The sequence below is a fragment of the Methylobacterium sp. WL12 genome, from assembly GCF_008039475.1.
Taxonomy (GTDB): Bacteria; Pseudomonadota; Alphaproteobacteria; order Rhizobiales; family Beijerinckiaceae; genus Methylobacterium; species Methylobacterium cerastii.
The window spans coordinates 53,519-73,267 of the sequence record NZ_VRUW01000008.1 but is presented as its reverse complement, the minus strand read 5'-3'; the positions used below and the strand labels follow the sequence as shown (position 1 = coordinate 73,267).

Sequence of the window (19,749 nt, the reverse complement as noted above, 5' to 3'; positions counted from 1 at the left end):
CTCACGAGGTCTCGCCGCCGGTGGCCAGCGCGGCGGTCTCGGGCACGCCGGAGGTCTCGGCGACGCGGGCGCCGGCCAACTCCTCGATCAGCAGGCGCGCGGAGATGCGCGCGCCCTCGTAGATCACCGGCAGGCCCGAGCCCGGATGCGTGCCGCCGCCGACGAGGTACAAGCCCGGCCCGAAGCGGTTGTGCGGGCGGAAGTACAACATCTGCATCAAATCGTGCGCAAGGTTGAACGTGGCCCCCTCGTACACCGAGAAGTTGTCCTGCCACTCGACCGGGTCGACGATGCGCTCGAAGCGAATGCGGCTCTCGACGTCGTCGAGGCCGAGGAGCTTCAGGCGCTCCAGCACCAGGGCGCGGTAGGTCGCGCGGGTGGCGGGCCAGTCGATCCCGGCCTTCAGGTTCGGCACCGGCACGAGGACGTAGAGGGCGGTGTGCCCGGGGGGCGCCATGCCGCCGTCGGTGTAGCCGGCATGCTGCACGTAGACCGAGGGCTGCATCGGCAGGATGCCGTCGGTGATCTCGCGGATGTTGCGCGCGTAATCCTCCGCCAGGAGGATGGTGTGGTGCCCGAGGCTGTCGAGCACTTTCCCCTCGATACCGAGGTACATCATGAAGGTCGAGCACGACAGGCGCGCCTTCTCGATCTTCCGGTCGCGCCAGCGCGGGCGGTGCTCCTCCGGGACGAGGTCCTGGATCACCCGTGCGAAGTCGCCGTTGATCACCACGGCGTCCGCCGCGATCCGCTCGCCGTCCACGATCACGCCGTCGGCGCGCTTGCCGTCGAAGGTGACGCGCTCAACCGAGGTGCCGAGGCGGATGTCGACGCCCATGCGGCGGCACAGGCCCGCCATCGCCTCCGAGATCGCGCCGCACCCGCCGACCGGATGGTAGACCCCGTGCTCGTATTCGAGGAACGAGAGGATCGTGAACAGGCTCGGGCACCTAAACGGCGACATGCCGAGGTACTTGGTCTGGAACGCGAAGGCGAGGCGGACCCGCGGGTCCTTGAAGTAGCGCTGCAGGTCGCGGTCGACGCTGCGGCCGGGATGGAGGTGCGGCAGCGCCCGCAGCATCCCCGGACTCGCCATGCTGCGCAGGGTGTGGAACGCCTGCTCCAGCACCGGCTTGAAGAACTTCAGCTTGACGCGGTTGTCGGCGAAGAATTGCTTGACGTTCTTGGCGTCTTCCGGGGCGATGCGCGCGACCTCGGCCTCCAGCCGGTCCATGTCGCCGGTGGCGCGGATCTCGCCGCCCGCCTCGAAGACGAGATGGTACTGAGGATCGAGCCGCTCGAGCTTGACGTGATCCTCAAGCCGCTCGCCGCAACTATCGAAGATGTCGGCGAGAATCTGGGGATAAAGGAAGAAGGTCGGGCCGATGTCGAACTTGTAGCCGCCGGGCGCCGACACCGTCTTGGTCCGGCCGCCGACCTGCCCGTCCTTCTCGATCAGCGTGACCTGAAGGCCGGCGCGCGCCAGCAACAGGGCCGTGGCGAGACCGCCGGGCCCCGCACCGACGACGACGACCCGGCGCCCGGACAACGTCCGCAGGCCCTCACGTGATTGAAGCAACGCGCCCGACTCCCCGATCCGAACTTCCCGGCGGACGACGGGCTGCCGCCCGCTCCACCGTGCGGTCAAGCTAGCTCGCTGCGGGGTCAAGGCAATGGGTGCTCATTGTCGCGCGCAGTGCGGAGCCCGCACGCGAGGCGATGCAGCGCGATCGCGCCTGCGGTGGCGACGTTGAGCGAATCGAAGCCGGGGGCCATAGCGATGCGCAGCCCGCGCATCCGCGCCAGCACCGAGGCCGGCAGTCCGGGGCCTTCGGTTCCGAGGATGAGCAGCGCACGCGACGGCGGCGCGAGGTCGGCGACATCCTCGGCGCCGGACGGGCTCAACGCGAGCGGTTCCAGGCCGAGGGCGGCGGCCGTCGCGAACCAGTCGACGCCGGGATCGAGGCGGGCGAAGGGGACGGTGAGGGCGGCGCCGGCCGAGACGCGGATCGCCTTGCGGTAGAGCGGATCGCAGGTGCCAGCGTCGAGCAGCACCGCGTCGGCGCCGAAGGCGGCGGCGTTGCGGAACAGGCCGCCGACGTTGTCGTGGTTGGTCAAGCCGGCCAGGCCTACGACCAAAGCCGGGGCGGCCGCCTGCGGAACGAGCACCTCGGCGCCCGCGTCGTAGCCGCGAATTCCGACGGCCAGCACGCCGCGATGGATCGGGAACCCCGCCACCGCGCTCATCACGGCGCGGTCGGCGACGTAGACCGGCGGCCGATCGGGACAAGCCTCGATCGCGGCCGCGAGCCCGGCGACGCGCTCGGGCAGCAGCAGGATCGATTCGGTGCGGAAGCGGGCGCGGGGCGACAGCATCAGCCGCAGCGTCACCTCGCCCTCGACGATGAAGCGCCCGGCGCGCCCGACGAGGTCGCGCTCGCGCATCGCCGCGTAGGGGGCGATGCGCGGATCGGCCGGGTCGGAGATCTGGATCATGCCGGAAGGTCACGATCGCAAGGAGACATCATGCGCCCGAGCACCGGGAACCGCTCACGCCGGCGGGCGGCCGCCCATGCGGACCGCCAGCGGGTCGGCCTCGGCCTTGGTCGGCACCTTCACCAGGGCCTCGCCGTCGAGCACGACCTCGCCGGCCACCGCGCAGGTGCACTTGAGGCGGGCGCGGCGCCGCTCGGGCACCAGCTCGGCCACCTCGACGGTGACGTCGACGGTGTCGCCGATGCGCACGGGCGCACGGAAGTTCAAGGTCTGGCTGATGTAGACCGCGCCGGGGCCGGGGAGGCGGGTGCCGAGCACGGCCGAGATCAGCCCGGCGGTGTAGAGGCCGTGGGCGATGCGGGTGCCGAACGGCGTGCGCGCCGCGAAGTGCTCGGACAGGTGGATCGGGTTGCGGTCGCCGGTGATCTCGGCGAACCCGACCACGTCGGAGGAGGCGATCGTCTTCGAGAGGGTCTCCGAGAGCCCGACTTCGAGGTCCTCGAAGTAGAGAACGCGCAATTCGGGCAACATCTGAGACTCCTCGTTCCGGCCGAACGGATTCGGTCCGATGGCCGACCCGCCTCGCACAGGACGGCCTCCGAATCCAGCCGGACGAAACGCGTAAGGGCGGCTCGACAGCAGGCACCGGGTGGGCGAAGAGGCGGCCCGCCCCGTAACGGACACCGTCGCCCGCGTGGAATCTGCCGCCTCTCCCCCGCTCCGCACCGTCGTCCTGCGCGTCGCGGGCCTGAACCTCGGCTATTTCGGCATCGAGATCGCGGTGGCGCTGGCGATCGGCTCGGTGGCGCTGATCGCCGACAGCCTCGACTTCCTGGAGGATGCGGCGATCAACCTGCTGATCTTCGCAGGCCTCGGCTGGAGCGCGGCCAACCGCGCGCGCCTCGGCACGGCGATGGCCGGCATCCTGATGGTGCCGGCGCTGGCCACCGCCTACGCGGCCTACGAGAAGGTCTCGGACATGAGCGCGCCGGCGCCGCTTCCGCTGACGCTGACCGGGCTCGGGGCGCTCGCAGTGAACCTCACCTGCGCCCTGATGCTGTCGCGCCACCGCGACGGCGCAGGCAGCCTGACGCGTGCCGCCTGGCTATCCGCCCGGAACGACGCCTACGCCAACCTCGCGATCATCGCCGCCGGCCTCGTCACCGCGTTCCAGCCCTCGCCCTGGCCCGACCTGATCGCGGCGGCCGGCATCGCCATCCTCAACGCGGATTCGGCCGGCGACATCCTTCGCGCGGCCGCCGCCGAGCGCCGCGCCGCGCACGACGCAGGACGGACCCCGTGAGAATCTTCCCGATCTCCGACCTCCACCTCGAGCGCCGCCGCCTCGACCTGATCGCCCCGCCGAGCGGGCCGTTCGACGTCATGGTCTGCGCCGGCGACCTGTACGAAGGACACCCCGAGCGCGGGCTCGCCGCCGTGCTGGCGCTGGCCGGAGGCAGGCCGGTCGTCCTCGTGCCGGGCAACCACGAGCATTACGCGCCGACCGGCGACGGGCGCACTGCGCCCGAGCTCCTCGCCGCGCTCGCGGCCGAGGTCGCGCGCCTGAACGAAGGCGGCGCCCGCATCCACCTGCTTCGGCACGGCGGCGCCTGCCTCCTCGACGGGGTCCGGTTCGTCGGCGCGACCCTGTGGAGCGACTGGTCGCTGGCGGGGCGCTGGCTCGGGCCGGACGCCCCCGACCGCCCGGCCGACCCGGTGGCCTACGCGGCCGACCGCATGACCGACCCGATCACCGGCTCGCGGGAGTATCGCGGCTCGATCCGCAAGGCGGACGGCACGGTCTGGCTTCCCCCCGACGCGATGGCGGCGCACGCGGCGGAGCGGGCCGAGCTGCTGGCGACCCTGGCACAGCCCTTCCACGGGCCGACGGTGGCGGTGACGCACCATCCGCCGAGCCCGCGTGCGGCCGACGCCTTCCGCGACGCACCGGGGGTGCCGTGGTGGGTGCCGGCCTTCTACGCGACGACGGTGCTCGACGACCTCGACGACGCGGCGCGACCCGACCTGTGGGTGTCCGGTCATTTCCATGCGGGGCACGACATGGCGATCGGCCGCTGCCGCTGGGTGGCGAACCCGGTCGAGGGCGCGACCTACGCCGCCGACCGCGTCGTCACGCTGGCGCGAAGCCCGGCCTGAGCGACGACCGCGGACGACGCGCCCGGCGCGAAACCTCGTGCGCGGTTCGCGCGTAAGGCTGCCACGTCCATCCGCGGGAGAACCTTGTCCGTGAACACCTTCCTCGCCGTCGTCCTCGTCTGCGCCAACTCGATCGCGCAGGAAGCCTGCACCGACGACAAGGCCCTGGAGGTGCGCAAGGTCCGCGTCGCGAACGAGCTCGGCTGCACCAACGGCTGGCAGGAGATCATCGCCCGCACGGATTTGCGCGACGAGATCGGCAAGACCTCCTACCTCAAGACCGAGTGCCGCCGGGTGAAGAACGCCCCGTGACCGCAGCGCACCTCAGCGGCCGATCCTGAAGGCGACCGGCCCGGTGGCGAAGCGTATCTCGCCGGCGCCGTTGCGAATCTCGACCCCGGCATAGTGGATCGCGTCGTCGCGGTTCCGGAACAGCCCGCCAGCGATGCCGCGGCTCTCCAGCGCGACCCAACAGCCGCTCACATCCTGCCCGATGGTGAAGCTGAGGCCGGGTGCTCCCGCGGCGGCTGGGCGGGCGGGCGACGGGACGGCGGCGATCGACAGGTTCGGCATGGTCTCACGCGGGGCTGGCGCGGTCCCGGGGATGGGACCGCACCGCCAAGATCGGGCCGCGACCGTGAGGAATCGAGCGGTTAGGCCGCGCGACGCCGTGAGGGTGTCGTTAGGGAACGCCCTACTTGTCGTACTTCACGTAGGCGAAGCGCGGGTCCGTCGGCGTGCCCTCCAGGCCGGCGCCTTCGAGGCCCGGCTGCCAGGAGACGACCTCCTCGATCTTGCGGGCCAGCGCAAAGTCCTTGTCGGTGATGCCTTTGGCGGCATGGTTCATCAGCCGCACCTCGACCCAGGCGTAGGAGGCGGTGAGGTCGGGGTGATGCCACGCCGCCTCGGCGAGGTGTCCGACGGTGTTGATCACCATCAGCGTGCTCTTCCAGCTGGCAGTCTTGTAGGTGCGGCGAATCCACCCGTCCTCGTAACGCCAGGCCGGTATCTCGGCGGCGATCCGTGCGGCGATGGTCGCGTCGTCGAGGGCGCCTTCGCGCGGTTCGGCCATGGTCGTCTCTCCCGATCGGTTTTCCCCGCCCGAGCCTGCCCCGGCGGCCGCGACCGCGCAAGGCGGATGTGGACGGGCCGCCCCCCGCGCCCTAAGACCTCTGCACAATGGTTCCGCGGGCGCCGGTGCCTCACGGTTCCGGCCGAGAACGGCACAAGGCCAAGATCGGCCGAGACGATCTCTAGGGAGAAGGCGCGATGCTGTCACGGCGCGGATTGCTCGCCGCCGCGCTCGCCGGCCTGCCGATGCTGTCGCATCGGGCGCTGGCGGCGCCGAGCGTACGCCTCGGCAGCCTGCCCTTCGGCACGGTCGCGTGGGAAGCCGCGCTGATCAAGGCGCGCGGGCTCGACGCCGCCAACGGCTTCAACCTCGACCTCGTGAAGCTCGCCGGCAACGACGCGGCGCGCATCGCCTTCATGGGCGGCCAGGTCGACGTGATCGTCGGCGACCTGCTCTGGGCGGCCCGCCTCGGCAACGAGGGCCGCGCGATGCGCTACGTGCCGGCCTCGACCTCGGAGGGCGCCGTGATGGTGCCCGCGGCAAGCCCTGTGAAGACCCTCAAGGACCTCGAAGGCAAGCGCCTCGGCGTCGGCGGCGGCCCCCTCGACAAGAACTGGCTGCTGCTCAAGGCCCAGGCGCAGGACGCCGCCGGCTTCGACATCGAGGCCAAGAGCGAGATCGCCTACGGCGCGCCGCCCCTGATCGCGCTGAAGCTCGAGCAAGGCTCGCTCGATGCGGCGCTGACCTACTGGACCTACTGCGCGCGCCTCGAAGCCAAGGGCTTCCGCCGGCTGATCGGCGCCGACGACATGATGCGGGCGCTCGGTGCGAAGGGCGCGTTCGCACTGATCGGTTACCTGTTCGAGGCGAAGACCGTCACCGACAAGCCCGAGGCGATGGCAGGCTTCGTCCGCGCCGTGCGCGCGGCCAAGGACATGCTGGCCGGCGACCCCTCCGCCTGGACGATCGTGCGCCCGCTGATGGCGGCCGACGACGACGCGATCTTCGAGGCGTTGAAGCGGGAATACCTCGCCGGCATCCCGCGCCGGCCCGTGGCCGAGGAGCGCAGCGACGGCGAGCGGCTGTTCTCGGTGATGTCGCGGCTCGGGGGCGAGCGCCTCGTCGGCACCGGCACCGGCCTGCCGCCGGGCCTGTACTACGACGGGACGACCGGTTGATCCGCGCCAGCGACTCGAACCGCCGGGCCGTCCTCACCCGTCTCGCCTCCATGCTGGTGCTGCTCGCCGCATGGCAGGCGGCGGCGCAGGTCGCCGGCTCGCGGATGATGCCGACGCCGCTCGCGGTGGCGACGTTCATCGCCCGGGAATCGGCGCGCGGCGACCTGTGGACCAATGTCGGGATCACGCTGGCGCGTGTCGGCGTCTCGTTCGTGCTCGCGATGGTGCTCGGCGTCCTGCTCGGCGTGGCGCTCGGGCGCTCGAAGCGCCTGAACACCCTCCTCGACACGCCGCTCCTGGCGATGCTGAACACGCCGGCCCTGGTGATCACCGTGCTGGCCTACGTCTGGGTCGGCTTGAACGAAACGGCCGCGATCCTCGCCGTGGTGCTGAACAAGCTGCCCAACGTCGCCGTGATCCTGCGGGAGGGCGCGCGCGACCTCGACCCCGGCCTGGAGGAGATGGCGCGGACCTACCGGTTCGACCGGCGCTCCTGGGTCGCCCACGTGCTCGTGCCGCAGCTTCAGCCCTACGCGGTCGCCGCGGCACGCTCCGGCCTGTCGCTGGCCTGGAAGATCGTGCTGGTGATCGAGCTGCTCGGGCGTCCCAACGGCGTCGGCTTCGCGATCAACTACTACTTCGTCCAGAGCACCGACGTGGCCGCGATCCTCGGCTACAGCATCGTGTTCATGAGCGTGATGATCGCCATCGACATCCTCCTCCTGCAGCGGCTCGAAGCACATGTCCGCCGCTGGCGATAAGATGTCCGCCGTCGGCGACGGCGAGGACGCGGTCCTCACGGTCGCGATCGCGCGGAAGGTCTACCATCCGAATTCGGTCGAGCCGGTGGAGGCGGTGCGCGACCTCGCCTTCGCGATCCGGCCGGGCGAGATCGCCTGCCTGATCGGGCCGTCGGGGGCGGGCAAGACCACGACCCTGCGCATCCTGCTCGGGCTCGACCCCGACTACGACGGAACCATCGTGCCGGACCCGCGCGCATCCGAGAACGGGCCGGGCATGGTGTTCCAGGAGCCGCGTCTGCTCCCGTGGCGGACGGTGGAGCAGAACGTGCGCCTGGCGATGCCGCGGCCGCAGCGCGCGCGCGACCTCGACGGGCTGTTCGCGCGTCTCGGGCTGACCCCGTGGCGGGACCGGTTTCCCGGCGCGCTGTCGCTGGGGATGCAGCGCCGCGTGGCGCTCGCCCGCGCGCTCGCGAACGATCCGCGTCTCCTGGTGCTCGACGAGCCGTTCGTGTCGCTCGACGACGCGGCCGCCGCCTCCCTGCGGGGCCTGGTGGTCGACACCGTCGACCGGCTCGGCATGAGCGTGCTGATGGTGACCCACAACGTCGCCGAGGCGATCGCCGTCGCCGACCGGCTGCTGCTGCTGTCGCCGCGCCCGGCGAGCCTGGTCGCGACGGTGCCGCTGGATCGCCCGCGGACGAGCCGCGACCGCGCCTGGGCCGACGCGACCCGGCAGGACCTGGCGCGGCGCTACCCCGGCGTCATCGCCGAGTAAGGCTTCGTCTGGCCGGAAGGCCCGACCTCACTCCACTCGTGCATCTACGTCGAGCTTGTCGAGCACCGCACCCGGCGTGCGGGCGAGGCCGAAATCGGCGAAGCCCAGGCCGGCCGCGTTCTTCGCCTTGGCGTTCAGCGTCAGGCGTCCGGGCTTCGTCACGAACTGGCCGAGCGCGCTGCCGATCGCCCGGGCGGCGGGCGAGTTGCCGAGCATCGCCGGCACGCCGAACTGGGTCGCCGCCACGTATTCCTGGCGCAATTCCTCCGGCTTCAGGCTGAGGGCCTTCGCTTGGGCGGCAAGGAAGCGCTCGAACAGGCCGGTGTTCTGGACGGTGAGGTCGAGGGCCTTGGCGGTGGCCGTGAGCATCAGCAGGCTGGCCGCCGGGATGTGCGAGGCGAACAGCTCCGGCCCCATGCCGCCGATCGTGCCGGCGAGCCGCAGCGAGCCGATGTCGCGTCCCGACAGGGTCATCTCGCGCAACGCCACCTCGCGCTTGTCCTCGTCCCAGGCCGAGTCGACCACGAGGTTGAAATCGAGGTCGGCATAGCCGTAATCCGGCAGGGCGCCGAGCACCGGCACGCCGGCGACCATCGTCGCCGGGAAGGTCACGCCCGACAGGTCGAGGCGGCTTGCGGTCGGCACCCCGTCGCGCAGCGGCCCGAAGGTCAGGGCGCCGCTGCGCAGGACGAGGCGCAGCGGCGCGGCGCCCTGCGAGGCCGGAACGCCGAGCGGGTCGCCGGCGACGGCAGGCGGCTTACCGGCGCTGCGGCCGGTCTGCCTGGCTTCCGCAGCCGGATCGGCCGGCAATTCGATGCTCATATCCTGCAGGGTGAGGCCGCCGATGGCCGGGGTGAGGCGGCGCAAAGCCTCGTCGGTGACGGCGGCGTTCGGGTCGGCGAGGCGGCGCAGGGCCGCGATGGTGGGGCTGAGCGAGACGCCGGTGAGCGCCGCCCGCGCGAGCCGGGCCTTCACCCCGCCCTGGGCGAAGGCGATCGCCTCGAGCGTCGTGCCGGCCTCGGCGCCGGTGCCGACATGCGCCAGGCGCCCGACCTCGACCAGCATCGGCGCGCCGGCCCCGGTCCGGCTGATGGCGAGGCCGTGCAGTTCGAGGCTGCCGAAGGAGACCGCGTCGGCAAGATCCGCCGCGGTGGCGGCGAGCCGGCCGCGCGCGTCGGCCTTCATCTCGGGATCGACCGCGTCGAGCCCCCTGGTGAGGGCGGCCATCGCGCCGTTCCACCCGCCGGGGATCTGGCGGCCGCCGAAGTCGCGGCCTTCGAGCCCGGCGATCCGGATCGCGACGCCCGAATCCTCTGTGTAGGTCACGTCGGCGACGCGGATCGCGGCGTAGACCCGCTGCACCGGCCCTTTTCCGTCACCCGGTTCCGAGGAGAGCCGCACGAGCGCGGCGAGATCGAGGTCGCTCGCGACGATCCGGCCGTAAGTGCCCGATCCCTTTTGCGCGCCGGAGACCGCGACGCCGGCGCCGGCCATGGTCAGCTCGGCGATGCGGCCGGCCCGCACGTCGCGCGCCGTGACCTCGCGGTAGGTCACGGTCTGCAGCGATCCGCCGGGACCGGGATGTTCGGAGACGAGGACCGGGATCGAGATGCTCGCCGCTTCCAGGCGCGCGAGGCGCGGCGCCCACGGCTCGGCCGAGTCCGGTGCCAGGATCGCCGTCAGGTCGCCGCGCGACAGCCGGGTACCGCTCACCGTGACGCGGGCGGCCTTGAACAGCGTATCGCCGAGCGGCAGCGCCACGTCGACGAGCACGACGTCCTGGACGGCGGAGGCCGCCTCCTGCGCCGTGGCCGGGACGGCAGAGAGCCCGACGCCTCCAAGGATAAGATTGGCATAGAAGCAGAGTCGAGCCGCCCGGAGCAGGCTGGCGCGGACCGTTCGGTGAGGGATCATCGTGTGCGGACCGCTGCCGGGATTGCCAGACCGAGAAGACGGCGCCGTCGTCCCGCATTTCGGCGCGCGAGGCAATCGGTGCGCCACGTCGCAAACCCTGTCGCAAGCCTCGCCGGCCCGCACCTTTCGTCCCGGCACAACGGTGCCGGCGTTGGGAGGTCGGGTGGGGTCAGAGCGAGAACGAGGTGCCGCAACCGCAGGACGAGGTGGCCTGCGGGTTCTCGATCTTGAAGGATTGGCCGATCAGGTCGTTGACGAAATCGATGGTCGAACCGGCCATGTACTCGAGCGAGACCGGGTCGACGATCACGGTGGCGCCGTCGCGCTCGATTGCGACGTCCTGCGCCGCCTGGTCGCGGGTGATGTCGAAGGCGTAGGAGAAGCCCGAGCAGCCGCCGCCGTTCACGCTGACGCGGAGCGCCGCGCCCGGCGGCTCGGCGACCATGATCTCGTTGATGCGCTTGGCGGCGCGGGGGGTCAGGGTGATCTCGGCCATCGGGGAAGCCATCGGCGCTGTCGTCGGGGTCTGGGCGCGGCAGGCGATTGCCTGCCGCGTGATCGAACCAAGATATGAGGTAGGACGGCGCGCCGCAACGCGTGCGTCGCCGAACCGCGAGGGGACCATGCGGGCAGGACATCGCGAACAGATGGGCGGGACCCGTGCGCGCCAACGGTGAGCGCTGGCGCGCGCCCTACGCCACCGACCCGGGCGCGACCCGGGGGCGGCTGATCCCAGAGCCGGCCTCGCCGACGCGGAGCGACTTCCAGCGCGACCGCGACCGGGTGGTGCATTCCACCGCGTTCCGCCGGCTGAAGCACAAGACCCAGGTCTTCGTGCACCACGAGGGCGACCATTACCGCACCCGGCTGACCCACACCCTGGAGGTCAGCCAGATCGCCCGCGCGCTCGCCCGCGCACTCGGCCTCGACGAGGACCTGGCGGAGGCGTTGGCGCTCTCCCACGACCTCGGTCATACCTGCTTCGGCCATACCGGCGAGGACGCGCTCGACGCCTGCATGGCGTCCCATGGCGGCTTCGACCACAACGCGCAGGCCCTGCGGATCGTGACCCGGCTGGAGCGGCGCTACGCCGGCTTCGACGGGCTGAATCTCGCCTGGGAGACGTTGGAGGGCCTGGTCAAGCACAACGGCCCGCTGCTCGGCCCGGACGGGCGCCCGACTCCGCGCTACGCCCGCGAAGGCATCCCGGCAGCGATCCTCGAATACGATGCCCTGCATCCGCTGGAGCTCGCCCGCCACGCCGGCCCGGAGGCGCAGGCGGCGGCGCTCGCCGACGACATCGCCTACGACAGCCACGACCTCGACGACGGCCTGCGCGCCGGGCTGTTCGACCTCGCCGACCTCGGCGAGGTGCCGTTCCTGCGCGGCTTGCTCGACGAGATCGCCGCCCTGCACCCCGGCCTGGAGGCGTCGCGCACCATCCACGAGCTCGCGCGGCGGGTGATCACCCGGTTCGTCGAGGACGTGATCACGGAGAGCCGGCGGCGGCTGGATCGTCTGGCCCCGGCAAGCGTCGCCGACATCCGCGCGGCCGACGCCCCGGTGATCGCGTTCTCGGCCGCGATCGCGGCCGCTGACACCGACATCAAGCGCTTCCTCTACGCGCGGATGTACCGGCATCCCGAGGTGATGGCGGTGCGCGAGAAGGCCAACGCCATCGTCGCGGACCTGTTCGCGGCGTTCTCCGCCGACCCGACGCGGATGCCCGAGGAATGGAGCGCGGGGCTCGATGGGGCGCCGCCGGGCCGGATCGCGCGTCGGATCGCCGACTACATCGCCGGCATGACCGACACCTACGCCGTGCTCGCCCACCGCCGGCTCTATGCCGCGACGCCGGACCTGCATTGGAGCCCGCCGAGCCGCGGCCTGCCGCTGACCGAGCCGTGAGGCGGGTTGTACTTGAGATACCTGGGCGGCGGGTGCCCGAATCGCCCGCCGCCGCGCGGCTCAGCCGTTCGGCTCAGTAGCCCGAGCAGGTGCAACCGCTGCCATAGCCGTAGGCAGCCGGCGCGTAGCCGCCGTAGCTCCCGTTGTAGACGGGTGCGTAGCTCGCGCCGTAGGCGGGGGCGTAGCCGTAGCCGCCATACCCGCCGCCGTAGCTGCTGCCGTAATCGTAGCCGCCGAAGCCACCCGACAGGGCGCCGGCCGCGAGCCCGAGGCCCAGGCCGATCCCAGCGCCGGCGATGCCGTAGCCGACGCCCCGGCCGTAGCCGCCGCGGTAGCCGTATCCGCCGCGATTGCCGGCATAGCCGCCCCGGTATCCACCGTAGCCGCCATGATACCCACCGTAGCCGCCACGCGAGCCGACGAAGCCACCGCGCGAGCCGGCGAAGCCGACGCTGTGGAACCCGCCATGGCCGCCCCAGCCACCGCCATACGGGCGGGCCTCGAGGCTTGCGGGAACCGCGACCACGGCGGCGGCCAGCGTCGCGCCTGCCAGGATAAGAGCCTTCATCACGTCGTCTCCACTCGAGATACGAGGATCGCGACGGCCGGTCGCCGCGCGTTACGCCTAGGACTGTAATCAGCAGCCTGCACGACGACGGAGTGGCAGTGTACGCACCCGGGCAGTTATCCCGGCCCGATCGACGCCTCCTACAGCAGACCCGTCCGTAGAACAGGGCTGCGTCCCGATCACCGATGGTTCGCAACCGCGGGCGATCCGGCATGTTGAGGGCATACCGCACCGCACAAAGAGGGACGGGCGCCCGCGCGCCCGATCCCGTGCCAACGGAGACTCCGAATGGCCTCGCTGCCGATCCTCGCCCTCGCCGTCGCCTCCTTCGGCATCGGCACCACGGAATTCGTGATCATGGGCCTGCTGCCGGAGGTGGCGCAGAGCTTTTCCGTCACGATCCCGCAGGCCGGCTACCTCGTTTCCGGCTACGCGATGGGCGTGGTGGTCGGCGCGCCGCTCGTGGCGATCGCCACCGCGGGCCTGCCGCGCAAGACCGCCCTGCTCGCCCTGATGGCGGTGTTCCTCATGGGCAACGTCGCCTGCGCCGTCGCGCCGACCTACGCCACCTTGATGCTCGCGCGCATCGCCACCGCCTTCGCCCACGGCGCCTTCTTCGGCATCGGCGCGATCGTGGCGTGGGACCTGGTGCCGCGGGAGAAGCGGACGCAGGCGGTGTCGCTGATGTTCGCCGGGCTGACGCTCGCCAACGTGCTCGGCGTTCCGCTCGGCACCGCGCTGGGCCAGGCGGCGGGCTGGCGCGCGACCTTCTGGGCGGTGGTGGCGATCGGCGTCGCGGCGGGCTTCGCGATCCAGCTGTTCGTGCCAGCCGGGCTCCCCGGCTCGCGCGGCGGGCTGGCGGGAGAGTTCCGGGCGCTCGGGCGCTGGCCCGTGCTTCGGCCGATGCTGGTCTCGACCTTGTCCTCTGTGAGCTTCTTCACGGTGTTCACCTACATCACGCCGTTGCTGATGGGGGTGACCGGACTCAGCGCCCGCGGCGTCACCGGCGCCTTGTTCGTCGCCGGCATCGGGCTGACCGCCGGCAACCTGATCGGCGGACGGCTCGCCGACGGGAATCTCACCGCCACGGTGATCGGCAGCTTCCTCGGCCTCATCGCCGTGCTGACGCTGCTGGCCGGCGTCGCCCGCTTCGAGTTCGCGATGCTCGCGGCGCTGGTGGTGTGGAGCGGGCTCGCCTTCGCCCTGGTCTCGCCGCTGCAGATCTGGGTGGTGGAGGCCGCCAGCGACGCGCCGAACCTCGCCTCGACGCTTAACCAGGGCGCGTTCAACCTCGGCAACGCCACCGGCGCCTGGCTCGGCGGGGTCGCACTCACCGCGGGCGTTGGTTACGGGCAGCTGCCGTTGATCGCGGCGGCGGTGTCGACGTTGGGGCTCGGCCTCGCGCTGTCGGCGATGTCGGGCCCGACGCGGTCGGTGCTGCCGGCGCCGATCCATCCCGGCTGACATGAAGAACGACGCTCGCAGCCGAGCTGCAAGATACTGCAATTTCCGCATGCCCCGGCGCAAAATCGTTAATTTTTAGCGTTTGCCATGCGATCGACGCATCCGTTACGTGCGGCAGAAGCTATTGTTGCGATGCACCATGACGCGCATCTTCCGGGCGAACGGACGGCGCCTACGACCGTCACACCTACGGAGTGCGAACCATGACCCAGCCTGCACCGAAGCCCGGCCTGTTCTCGCAGATGCTTCGCCTCTGGCTCGAGCACAACCAGCGCATGCTCGACATGCGGATGGGCCCGTTCTGAGCCTACGCGCACAACCCGTCGGCCCTTAAAAAGCCGGTCCCGCGCAAGCGCCGGGCCGGCTTTTTCGTGTCTGCGACCGGGCCGATCAGCGTCGCGCGAGATCGCCGAGCAGGCTCGCGGCGACGGTGGCCTTCGAGACCGTCAGCCCCGAGGCCGCGATGGCGTCGATCGCCCCGCGGATACGCGCCAGCGCCGGACCGCGCGCCTTGCCCCAGGCGGCGACCGCCTCCGGCCCGGGGCCGATGTCGTCCACGACCTCCGACGTGAGCTGGCGGTGGGCGCTCGAGATGCCGGCCACCGCCCGTTCCAGGGCGACCCGGTCGAAGGTGTCGGAGACCGGCGCGGCGCGGGCGGCGGCCGCCAGCGCATCCAGGGAGAACTCCCGCTCCAGCGCGAAATGCGTCGCCGCGATCTCCGCCACCGGCCGCCCGCTGGTGCCTGCGACGCGGACGATGTCGGGCGCCGAGGTCAGCGCGCGGAGCGAGGCGAGGCGCAGGGCCGGCTCGTCGTCCATGCCCTGCCCGACGAGCTCCGCCCGCCGCCGCTCGATCGCGGCGTTGGCGTCCGCGCCGAGGACGCCGGGAAGGGCCGCAAGCACCGCACCGATCCCGTCGCGGTACCGCGCGACGAGCGGGGCGATGCCGCCGGTCAGGTCGAGGTTGCGGATGAACCAGACGATGCGGTCGACCAGCAGATCCTGCACCTCGGCGTAGAGTCCGACCTGCGCCTGCCCGCCGATGCGCCCGGCGAGCCCGTCGATCGCCGCGTTCAGCTCCATCAGGCCGAAGGCGTCGCGGGTCACGGCGTAGGCCTTCGCGATGGTGGCCGCGTCCGCCCCGGTCTCGTCGGTCAGCCGGGTGACGAGCGAGATGCCGCCGCGGTTGACGATGATGTTCGACAGGGCGGTGGCGATGATCTCGCGGCGCAGACGGTGTCCCTTCACAGCGTCGGGGAAGCGTTCGCGGAGCGCCTTGGGGAAGTAGCGCTGCAACTCGCGGTCGAAGTACGGGTCGTCGGGCACCGAACTCGCCAGCACCGCGTCGTAGAGCGAGAGCTTGGCGTAGGCCAGCAGCACCGCATATTCCGGCCGCGTCAGACCCTCGCCGCGGCGCATGCGCTCGGTGAGGGTCGCGTCGTCCGGCAGAACCTCGACAGCGCGGTCGAGCCGGCCTTCCGCCTCCAGCCCCTGCATCGTGCGCATCGCAAAACCGGTCTCGCCGAGGCCCCGGTGCAGGGCAAGGGTGAGGGCCAGGGTCTGCAGCTCGTTGTTGCGCAGCACCAGGTGCGCGACCTCGTCTGTCATGGCGACGAGGAGCGCGTTGCGGGCGTCCGGGTCGAGGCGGCCGTCGCGCTCCGGGATCATCAGCGCGATCTTGATGTTCACCTCGACGTCGGAGGTGTTGACGCCGGCCGAGTTGTCGATCGCGTCGGTGTTGAGCCGCACGCCGGCACGCGCCGCCTCGATCCGCCCGGCCTGCGTCAGCCCGAGGTTGGCGCCTTCGCCCACCGCCTTGGCGCGGATCTCCGGGCCGGTGATGCGCACCGCGTCGTTGGCCCGGTCGCCGGCCTGCTCGTCGGTCTCGGTAGTGGCGCGGACATAGGTGCCGATGCCGCCGAACCACAGCAGGTCCACGGGCGCCTTGAGGATCGCCTGCATCAGCTCGGCCGGCGAGGCGGAGGCGCGGTCGAAGCCCAGCGCCGCCTGGATCTCCGCCGAGAGCGGGATCGCCTTCAGCGCGCGCGAGAACACGCCGCCGCCGGCCGAGATCAGGCCCTTGTCGTAGTCGGCCCAGCTCGACCGGCCGAGGTCGAACAGCCGCTTCCGCTCGGCGAAGCTCACGGCCATGTCGGGGTTCGGGTCGAGGAACACGTCGCGGTGGTCGAAGGCCGCGATCAGCTTCAGCGTGCGCGAGAGCAGCATGCCGTTGCCGAACACGTCGCCCGACATGTCGCCGACGCCGACCACCGTCACCGGATCGGATTGGGTGTCGACGTCGATCTCGCGGAAGTGGCGCTTCACCGCCTCCCAGGCGCCACGCGCGGTGATGCCCATGCCCTTGTGGTCGTAGCCCTGGCTGCCGCCGGAGGCGAAGGCGTCGCCGAGCCAGTGCCCGCGCTCCAGCGAGAGCGCGTTGGCGATGTCGGAGAAGGTCGCCGTGCCCTTGTCGGCGGCGACCACGAGGTAGGCGTCGTCGGAATCGTGCCGCACGGTGTCGGCCGGCGGCGCGATGCCCTCGCTGACGAAGTTGTCGGTGAGTTCGAGCAGCGTGCGGATGAAGATGCGGTAGCTCTCGGTGCCTTCGGCGAGCCACGCCGCGCGGTCGGAAGCCGGCGGCAGGCGCTTGGGAAAGAACCCGCCCTTGGCGCCCACCGGTACGATCACCGCGTTCTTCACCTGCTGGGCCTTCACCAGCCCCAGGATCTCGGTGCGGAAATCCTCCGGCCGGTCGGACCAGCGCAGGCCCCCTCGGGCGACATAGCCGTAGCGCAGATGCAGGCCCTCGACGCGGGGCGCGTAGACGAAGATCTCGAAGAACGGCCGCGGCAGCGGCATCCCGGACACCTTGGCGCAGGCGAACTTGAAGGCGATCGTCTCGCGCGGGAGCCCGTCGGCGGCCGTCTGGAAGAAGTTGGTGCGGACCGCGGCCTCCACGAGGTTGACGAAGCGGCGCAGGATGCGGTCCTCGTCGAGGCTGGTCACGTCGGCGAGCGCCGTTTCGATGGCCTCGCGGACGGCGGCCTCGTTCGCTTGGCGGTCGCCCTCGGTGACGGGGTCGAAGCGGGCGTAGAACAAAGCGACGAGATGGCGGGCGATGCCGGGGTGCTGGCTCAGGGTCGCGGCGAGGTAATCCTGGCCGTAGCGCACGCGGAGCTGGCGCAGGTAGCGGCCGAGCGCCCGCAGCAACGCCACGTCGCGCCAGGCGAGGCCGGCCTCCAGCACGAGGCGGTTGTAGCCGTCGGATTCGGCTTGGCCCGCGGCGATGGCGAGCATCGCCTTCTCCAGCGGCGCCTCGAGCGGGCCGATCTCGATCGCCGCGCCGGTGGCGCGCTCCAGCAGCATGTCGTGCAGCCAGACCCTGGTGTCGGCGCCGACCGCCGAAACGCTGTAGGTCCGCTCGTTGATCACGCGGAAGCCGAGGTTCTCCAGGCCGGGCACCCGGTCCGACAGCGGCAGCGACGCCCCGCGCGAGAACACCTTGAGGCGCACCTGCGCCGCCGGGTCGGTGTCGCGGCGGTCGATGGCGACCGCGCGCGGTCGTTCCTCGGAGAGCGATTCGAGGATGGCGATGTCGCCGATGGCGACCTCGGCGGAGAAGTTTTCGCGGTACGCCGCCGAGAAGCCCTCGCCGTAGCGGGCGGCCAGCGTCCGCGCCTCCGAGCCGCCCATGGCGTCGCCGAGGGCAGCGCGGAGCGCGTCGCCCCAGGTCCGCACCAAGGCGGCGATCCCGGCTTCGAGCGCCGACGGGTCGCGCTCCGGCGCGCCGGCCTCCGAGAAGCCGACCACGTAGTGGATGCGCGCCAGCGGCCCCTCGGGCAGGTCGGGATAGGTCGCCGAGAGCCGGCCGCCGTGCTCCTGCGCCAGGTAGGCGCCGATGCGGGCGCGCACGACCGAATCGTAGCGGTCCTTCGGCACGTAGACGAGGAGCGAGACGAAGCGCCCGAACCGGTCGGTCCGGGACAGGACGCGGATGCGCGGCCGGTCGGCGAGGTTGGCGATGGCGAGGGTGAAGCGGAACAGCCGGTCCACGTCGATCTGGAACAGGTCGTCGCGCGGGTAGGTCTCGAGCACCGCGAGCAGCGCTCGGCCCGCATGGCTCGTCGGGTCGAGGCCGGCCTTTTCCACCACGGCCGCAACCTTGCCGCGGAGATACGGCACCTCGCGGGCGAGCGCGGTGTAGGCGGCGGCGGTGAACAGCCCGACGATGCGGACCTCGCCGGTGAGCTTGCCGGTGGTGGAGAAGAGCTTCACCGCGACGTAGTCTAGATGCGCCGCCCGGTGGACGCGGGCCTTGAGGCTCGACTTGGTGATGATCAGCGCGTGCGGCTCTTCGAGGAAGGCCACGATCTCCGGCGTCATGTCGACCAGCGCCCGGCCGCGGCGCAGCACCGCGAGGCCGGGATCGCGCAGGATGCCGAGGCTCTCGGCCTCGGTGGCGGCCTCGCCGGGCAGCGCGTGCTCGCGCATGCCGAGCAGGGTGAAGTGGCCGTCGCGCAGCCATTCGAGGAAGGCCCGCGCCTCGGCGACCTCGCCCTCCGGCAGGGGCGGGGGGTTGCGGCCGTAGCCCTCGGCGAGCTCCGCCAGCCGCGCTAGCATCGCGTCGTTGTCGTCCGTGACGAGGGCCACGTCCCGGAAGACCTGGGCGAGGCCGGCTTCGAGGCGTTCGCGCGCCTCGCCGGCATCGAGCCGGTCGAGGTGGATGTGGATGAAGCTCTCGCGCAGCAGCGCGCCGTGGGCGTCCGCCGTGGTCTCGCCGACGACGCGGAGCAGGGCGCCCGCCCCATCCCGCTCGACGCCGAGGATCGGGTGGGCGACGAGGTGGGGCGTCAGGCCCTGCTCGGTCAGCTCGGCCAGGGTCGAATCGAGCAGGTAGGGCCGGTTGTCGTTGACGACCTCGACGACGGTCAGCTCGCGGGTGCGCCCGAGGGCGGGCAAAGCCACGTCGACGAGGCGCAGGTTCGCCGCCGACCCGGTGGCGCGGGGCATCGCGAGATGGTCGCGGGCGGCGATCGCGAGGTCGGCCAGCGCCTCGGCCGGGTAGGGCGCCAGATCCTCCGGCGGCACCCGCCCGAACAGGTCGCGGACGAAGCCGCCCGGGCCGCCGCGCCCGCCGACGACCGAGGCCGCCGCCTCGATGAGGTCGGTGCGGGCGGATTTCGCCTCGCTCGTGGCCAGCGCAGTGGCCGATTCCAGGGCCGATTCGGTTTCCAGCACCATGGGCGGGACCCTCCCAACCGGCACCGGCGCCGGTTCCGCCCCGGACGTTAGGGGAGGGCCCATGGCGAGTCGATGACGCTCGCCGCCCACGGACCGGCAGCGGGTGACAGGCGGGCCGCAACGACCGGCGTTTCCGCGCTCAGTCCGTCACCGGCCAGCAGGCGCCATGCCGCGATCGGTTTCCGCAGATCGCAGCGAGCGCGGGAACAACGCGCCCGCCGACCGGTTGACGC

At 71.8% G+C, this 19,749-nt stretch carries 17 protein-coding genes; 8 read left to right on the top strand and 9 right to left on the bottom strand.

The window, feature by feature from the left end:
* Position 1: 1 nt before the first annotated feature.
* The 3 genes from crtI to croR all read right to left on the bottom strand — a co-directional run bounded on the left by crtI (position 2) and on the right by croR (position 3,027).
* A complete protein-coding gene (crtI, locus tag FV226_RS05435) occupies positions 2 to 1,579 on the bottom strand; it encodes a phytoene desaturase family protein (protein WP_147762080.1) in 1,578 nt (525 codons plus the stop codon).
* An 86-nt stretch (positions 1,580 to 1,665) separates the two neighbouring features.
* Positions 1,666 to 2,496, bottom strand: a complete 831-nt coding sequence (locus FV226_RS05430; RefSeq protein ID WP_147762079.1) for an RNA methyltransferase — start codon at positions 2,494 to 2,496, stop codon at positions 1,666 to 1,668.
* 54 nt (positions 2,497 to 2,550) lie between these two features.
* A complete protein-coding gene (gene croR / locus FV226_RS05425) occupies positions 2,551 to 3,027 on the bottom strand; it encodes a 3-hydroxybutyryl-CoA dehydratase (protein WP_147751911.1) in 477 nt (158 codons plus the stop codon).
* Between the two features lie 163 nt (positions 3,028 to 3,190).
* Between croR and FV226_RS05420 the strand changes: the two genes are divergently transcribed.
* The 3 genes from FV226_RS05420 (at position 3,191) to FV226_RS05410 (ending at position 4,965) form a co-directional block, all read left to right on the top strand.
* A complete protein-coding gene (locus FV226_RS05420; RefSeq protein ID WP_147762078.1) occupies positions 3,191 to 3,799 on the top strand; it encodes a cation transporter in 609 nt (202 codons plus the stop codon).
* Positions 3,796 to 4,653, top strand: coding sequence for a metallophosphoesterase (locus FV226_RS05415; protein ID WP_147762077.1), 858 nt, complete (start codon positions 3,796 to 3,798; stop codon positions 4,651 to 4,653). The genes FV226_RS05420 and FV226_RS05415 overlap by 4 nt, the downstream gene beginning before the upstream one ends.
* A 90-nt stretch (positions 4,654 to 4,743) precedes the next feature.
* Positions 4,744 to 4,965, top strand: coding sequence for a hypothetical protein (locus FV226_RS05410; protein ID WP_147762076.1), 222 nt, complete (start codon positions 4,744 to 4,746; stop codon positions 4,963 to 4,965).
* A gap of 12 nt (positions 4,966 to 4,977) precedes the next feature.
* Here FV226_RS05410 and FV226_RS05405 read toward each other — a convergent pair whose 3' ends face one another.
* Together FV226_RS05405 and FV226_RS05400 are read right to left on the bottom strand one after the other, a co-directional pair.
* Positions 4,978 to 5,226 (bottom strand): RAG2 PHD domain containing protein, encoded by a 249-nt coding sequence (locus tag FV226_RS05405; protein WP_147762075.1) that lies wholly within the window; start codon positions 5,224 to 5,226, stop codon positions 4,978 to 4,980.
* Between the two features lie 121 nt (positions 5,227 to 5,347).
* Positions 5,348 to 5,725, bottom strand: coding sequence for a 4a-hydroxytetrahydrobiopterin dehydratase (locus FV226_RS05400; RefSeq protein WP_147762074.1), 378 nt, complete (start codon positions 5,723 to 5,725; stop codon positions 5,348 to 5,350).
* Between the two features lie 197 nt (positions 5,726 to 5,922).
* Here FV226_RS05400 and FV226_RS05395 point away from each other — a divergent pair, with 197 nt between their 5' ends.
* Genes FV226_RS05395 through FV226_RS05385 form a run of 3 tightly spaced genes read left to right on the top strand, consistent with a single transcriptional unit; the run spans position 5,923 to position 8,421 of the window.
* Positions 5,923 to 6,903 carry an ABC transporter substrate-binding protein gene (locus FV226_RS05395; RefSeq protein ID WP_147751917.1) on the top strand — a complete coding sequence of 327 codons (981 nt, stop codon included), beginning with the start codon at positions 5,923 to 5,925 and terminating at the stop codon, positions 6,901 to 6,903.
* A 50-nt stretch (positions 6,904 to 6,953) separates the two neighbouring features.
* Positions 6,954 to 7,664, top strand: a complete 711-nt coding sequence (locus FV226_RS05390; protein ID WP_147762121.1) for an ABC transporter permease subunit — start codon at positions 6,954 to 6,956, stop codon at positions 7,662 to 7,664.
* The gene (locus FV226_RS05385) at positions 7,645 to 8,421 is read left to right on the top strand and encodes an ATP-binding cassette domain-containing protein (RefSeq protein WP_187278706.1); all 777 of its coding nucleotides are present in this window, start codon (positions 7,645 to 7,647) and stop codon (positions 8,419 to 8,421) included. Before FV226_RS05390 ends, FV226_RS05385 begins: the two co-directional genes overlap by 20 nt.
* Before the next feature lie 27 nt (positions 8,422 to 8,448).
* Here the strand turns inward: FV226_RS05385 and FV226_RS05380 are convergent, their stop codons facing one another.
* Together FV226_RS05380 and FV226_RS05375 are read right to left on the bottom strand one after the other, a co-directional pair.
* Complete coding sequence (locus FV226_RS05380; protein WP_246691500.1) at positions 8,449 to 10,335, bottom strand: hypothetical protein; 1,887 nt, start codon at positions 10,333 to 10,335, stop codon at positions 8,449 to 8,451.
* 169 nt (positions 10,336 to 10,504) lie between these two features.
* On the bottom strand, positions 10,505 to 10,831 hold the full coding sequence (locus FV226_RS05375; protein WP_147751928.1) for an iron-sulfur cluster assembly accessory protein: 327 nt from the start codon (positions 10,829 to 10,831) through the stop codon (positions 10,505 to 10,507).
* Positions 10,832 to 10,995: 164 nt separating this feature from the next.
* Between FV226_RS05375 and FV226_RS05370 the strand changes: the two genes are divergently transcribed.
* Positions 10,996 to 12,243, top strand: coding sequence for a deoxyguanosinetriphosphate triphosphohydrolase (locus FV226_RS05370; RefSeq protein ID WP_147762072.1), 1,248 nt, complete (start codon positions 10,996 to 10,998; stop codon positions 12,241 to 12,243).
* 73 nt (positions 12,244 to 12,316) lie between these two features.
* Here FV226_RS05370 and FV226_RS05365 read toward each other — a convergent pair whose 3' ends face one another.
* Positions 12,317 to 12,811, bottom strand: coding sequence for a hypothetical protein (locus FV226_RS05365; RefSeq protein ID WP_147762071.1), 495 nt, complete (start codon positions 12,809 to 12,811; stop codon positions 12,317 to 12,319).
* Between the two features lie 288 nt (positions 12,812 to 13,099).
* Between FV226_RS05365 and FV226_RS05360 the strand changes: the two genes are divergently transcribed.
* Positions 13,100 to 14,275 (top strand): MFS transporter, encoded by a 1,176-nt coding sequence (locus tag FV226_RS05360; protein WP_147762070.1) that lies wholly within the window; start codon positions 13,100 to 13,102, stop codon positions 14,273 to 14,275.
* 390 nt (positions 14,276 to 14,665) lie between these two features.
* On the opposite strand, the gene FV226_RS05355 is transcribed toward FV226_RS05360, so the two are convergent.
* Positions 14,666 to 19,516 carry an NAD-glutamate dehydrogenase gene (locus FV226_RS05355; RefSeq protein WP_147762069.1) on the bottom strand — a complete coding sequence of 1,617 codons (4,851 nt, stop codon included), beginning with the start codon at positions 19,514 to 19,516 and terminating at the stop codon, positions 14,666 to 14,668.
* Positions 19,517 to 19,749 lie beyond the last annotated feature (233 nt).

Bases quoted from the DNA above. Each gene is read 5' to 3' on its own strand.
- FV226_RS05430 (WP_147762079.1), bottom strand. From the start codon at position 2,496: ATGATCCAGATCTCCGACCCGGCCGATCCGCGCATCGCCCCCTACGCG.
- croR (WP_147751911.1), bottom strand. From the start codon at position 3,027: ATGTTGCCCGAATTGCGCGTTCTCTACTTCGAGGACCTCGAAGTCGGG.
- FV226_RS05405 (WP_147762075.1), bottom strand. From the start codon at position 5,226: ATGCCGAACCTGTCGATCGCCGCCGTCCCGTCGCCCGCCCGCCCAGCC.
- FV226_RS05400 (WP_147762074.1), bottom strand. From the start codon at position 5,725: ATGGCCGAACCGCGCGAAGGCGCCCTCGACGACGCGACCATCGCCGCA.
- FV226_RS05395 (WP_147751917.1), top strand. From the start codon at position 5,923: ATGCTGTCACGGCGCGGATTGCTCGCCGCCGCGCTCGCCGGCCTGCCG.
- FV226_RS05390 (WP_147762121.1), top strand. From the start codon at position 6,954: ATGCTGGTGCTGCTCGCCGCATGGCAGGCGGCGGCGCAGGTCGCCGGC.
- FV226_RS05385 (WP_187278706.1), top strand. From the start codon at position 7,645: ATGTCCGCCGCTGGCGATAAGATGTCCGCCGTCGGCGACGGCGAGGAC.
- FV226_RS05380 (WP_246691500.1), bottom strand. From the start codon at position 10,335: ATGATCCCTCACCGAACGGTCCGCGCCAGCCTGCTCCGGGCGGCTCGA.
- FV226_RS05375 (WP_147751928.1), bottom strand. From the start codon at position 10,831: ATGGCCGAGATCACCCTGACCCCCCGCGCCGCCAAGCGCATCAACGAG.
- FV226_RS05365 (WP_147762071.1), bottom strand. From the start codon at position 12,811: ATGAAGGCTCTTATCCTGGCAGGCGCGACGCTGGCCGCCGCCGTGGTC.
- FV226_RS05360 (WP_147762070.1), top strand. From the start codon at position 13,100: ATGGCCTCGCTGCCGATCCTCGCCCTCGCCGTCGCCTCCTTCGGCATC.
- FV226_RS05355 (WP_147762069.1), bottom strand. From the start codon at position 19,516: ATGGTGCTGGAAACCGAATCGGCCCTGGAATCGGCCACTGCGCTGGCC.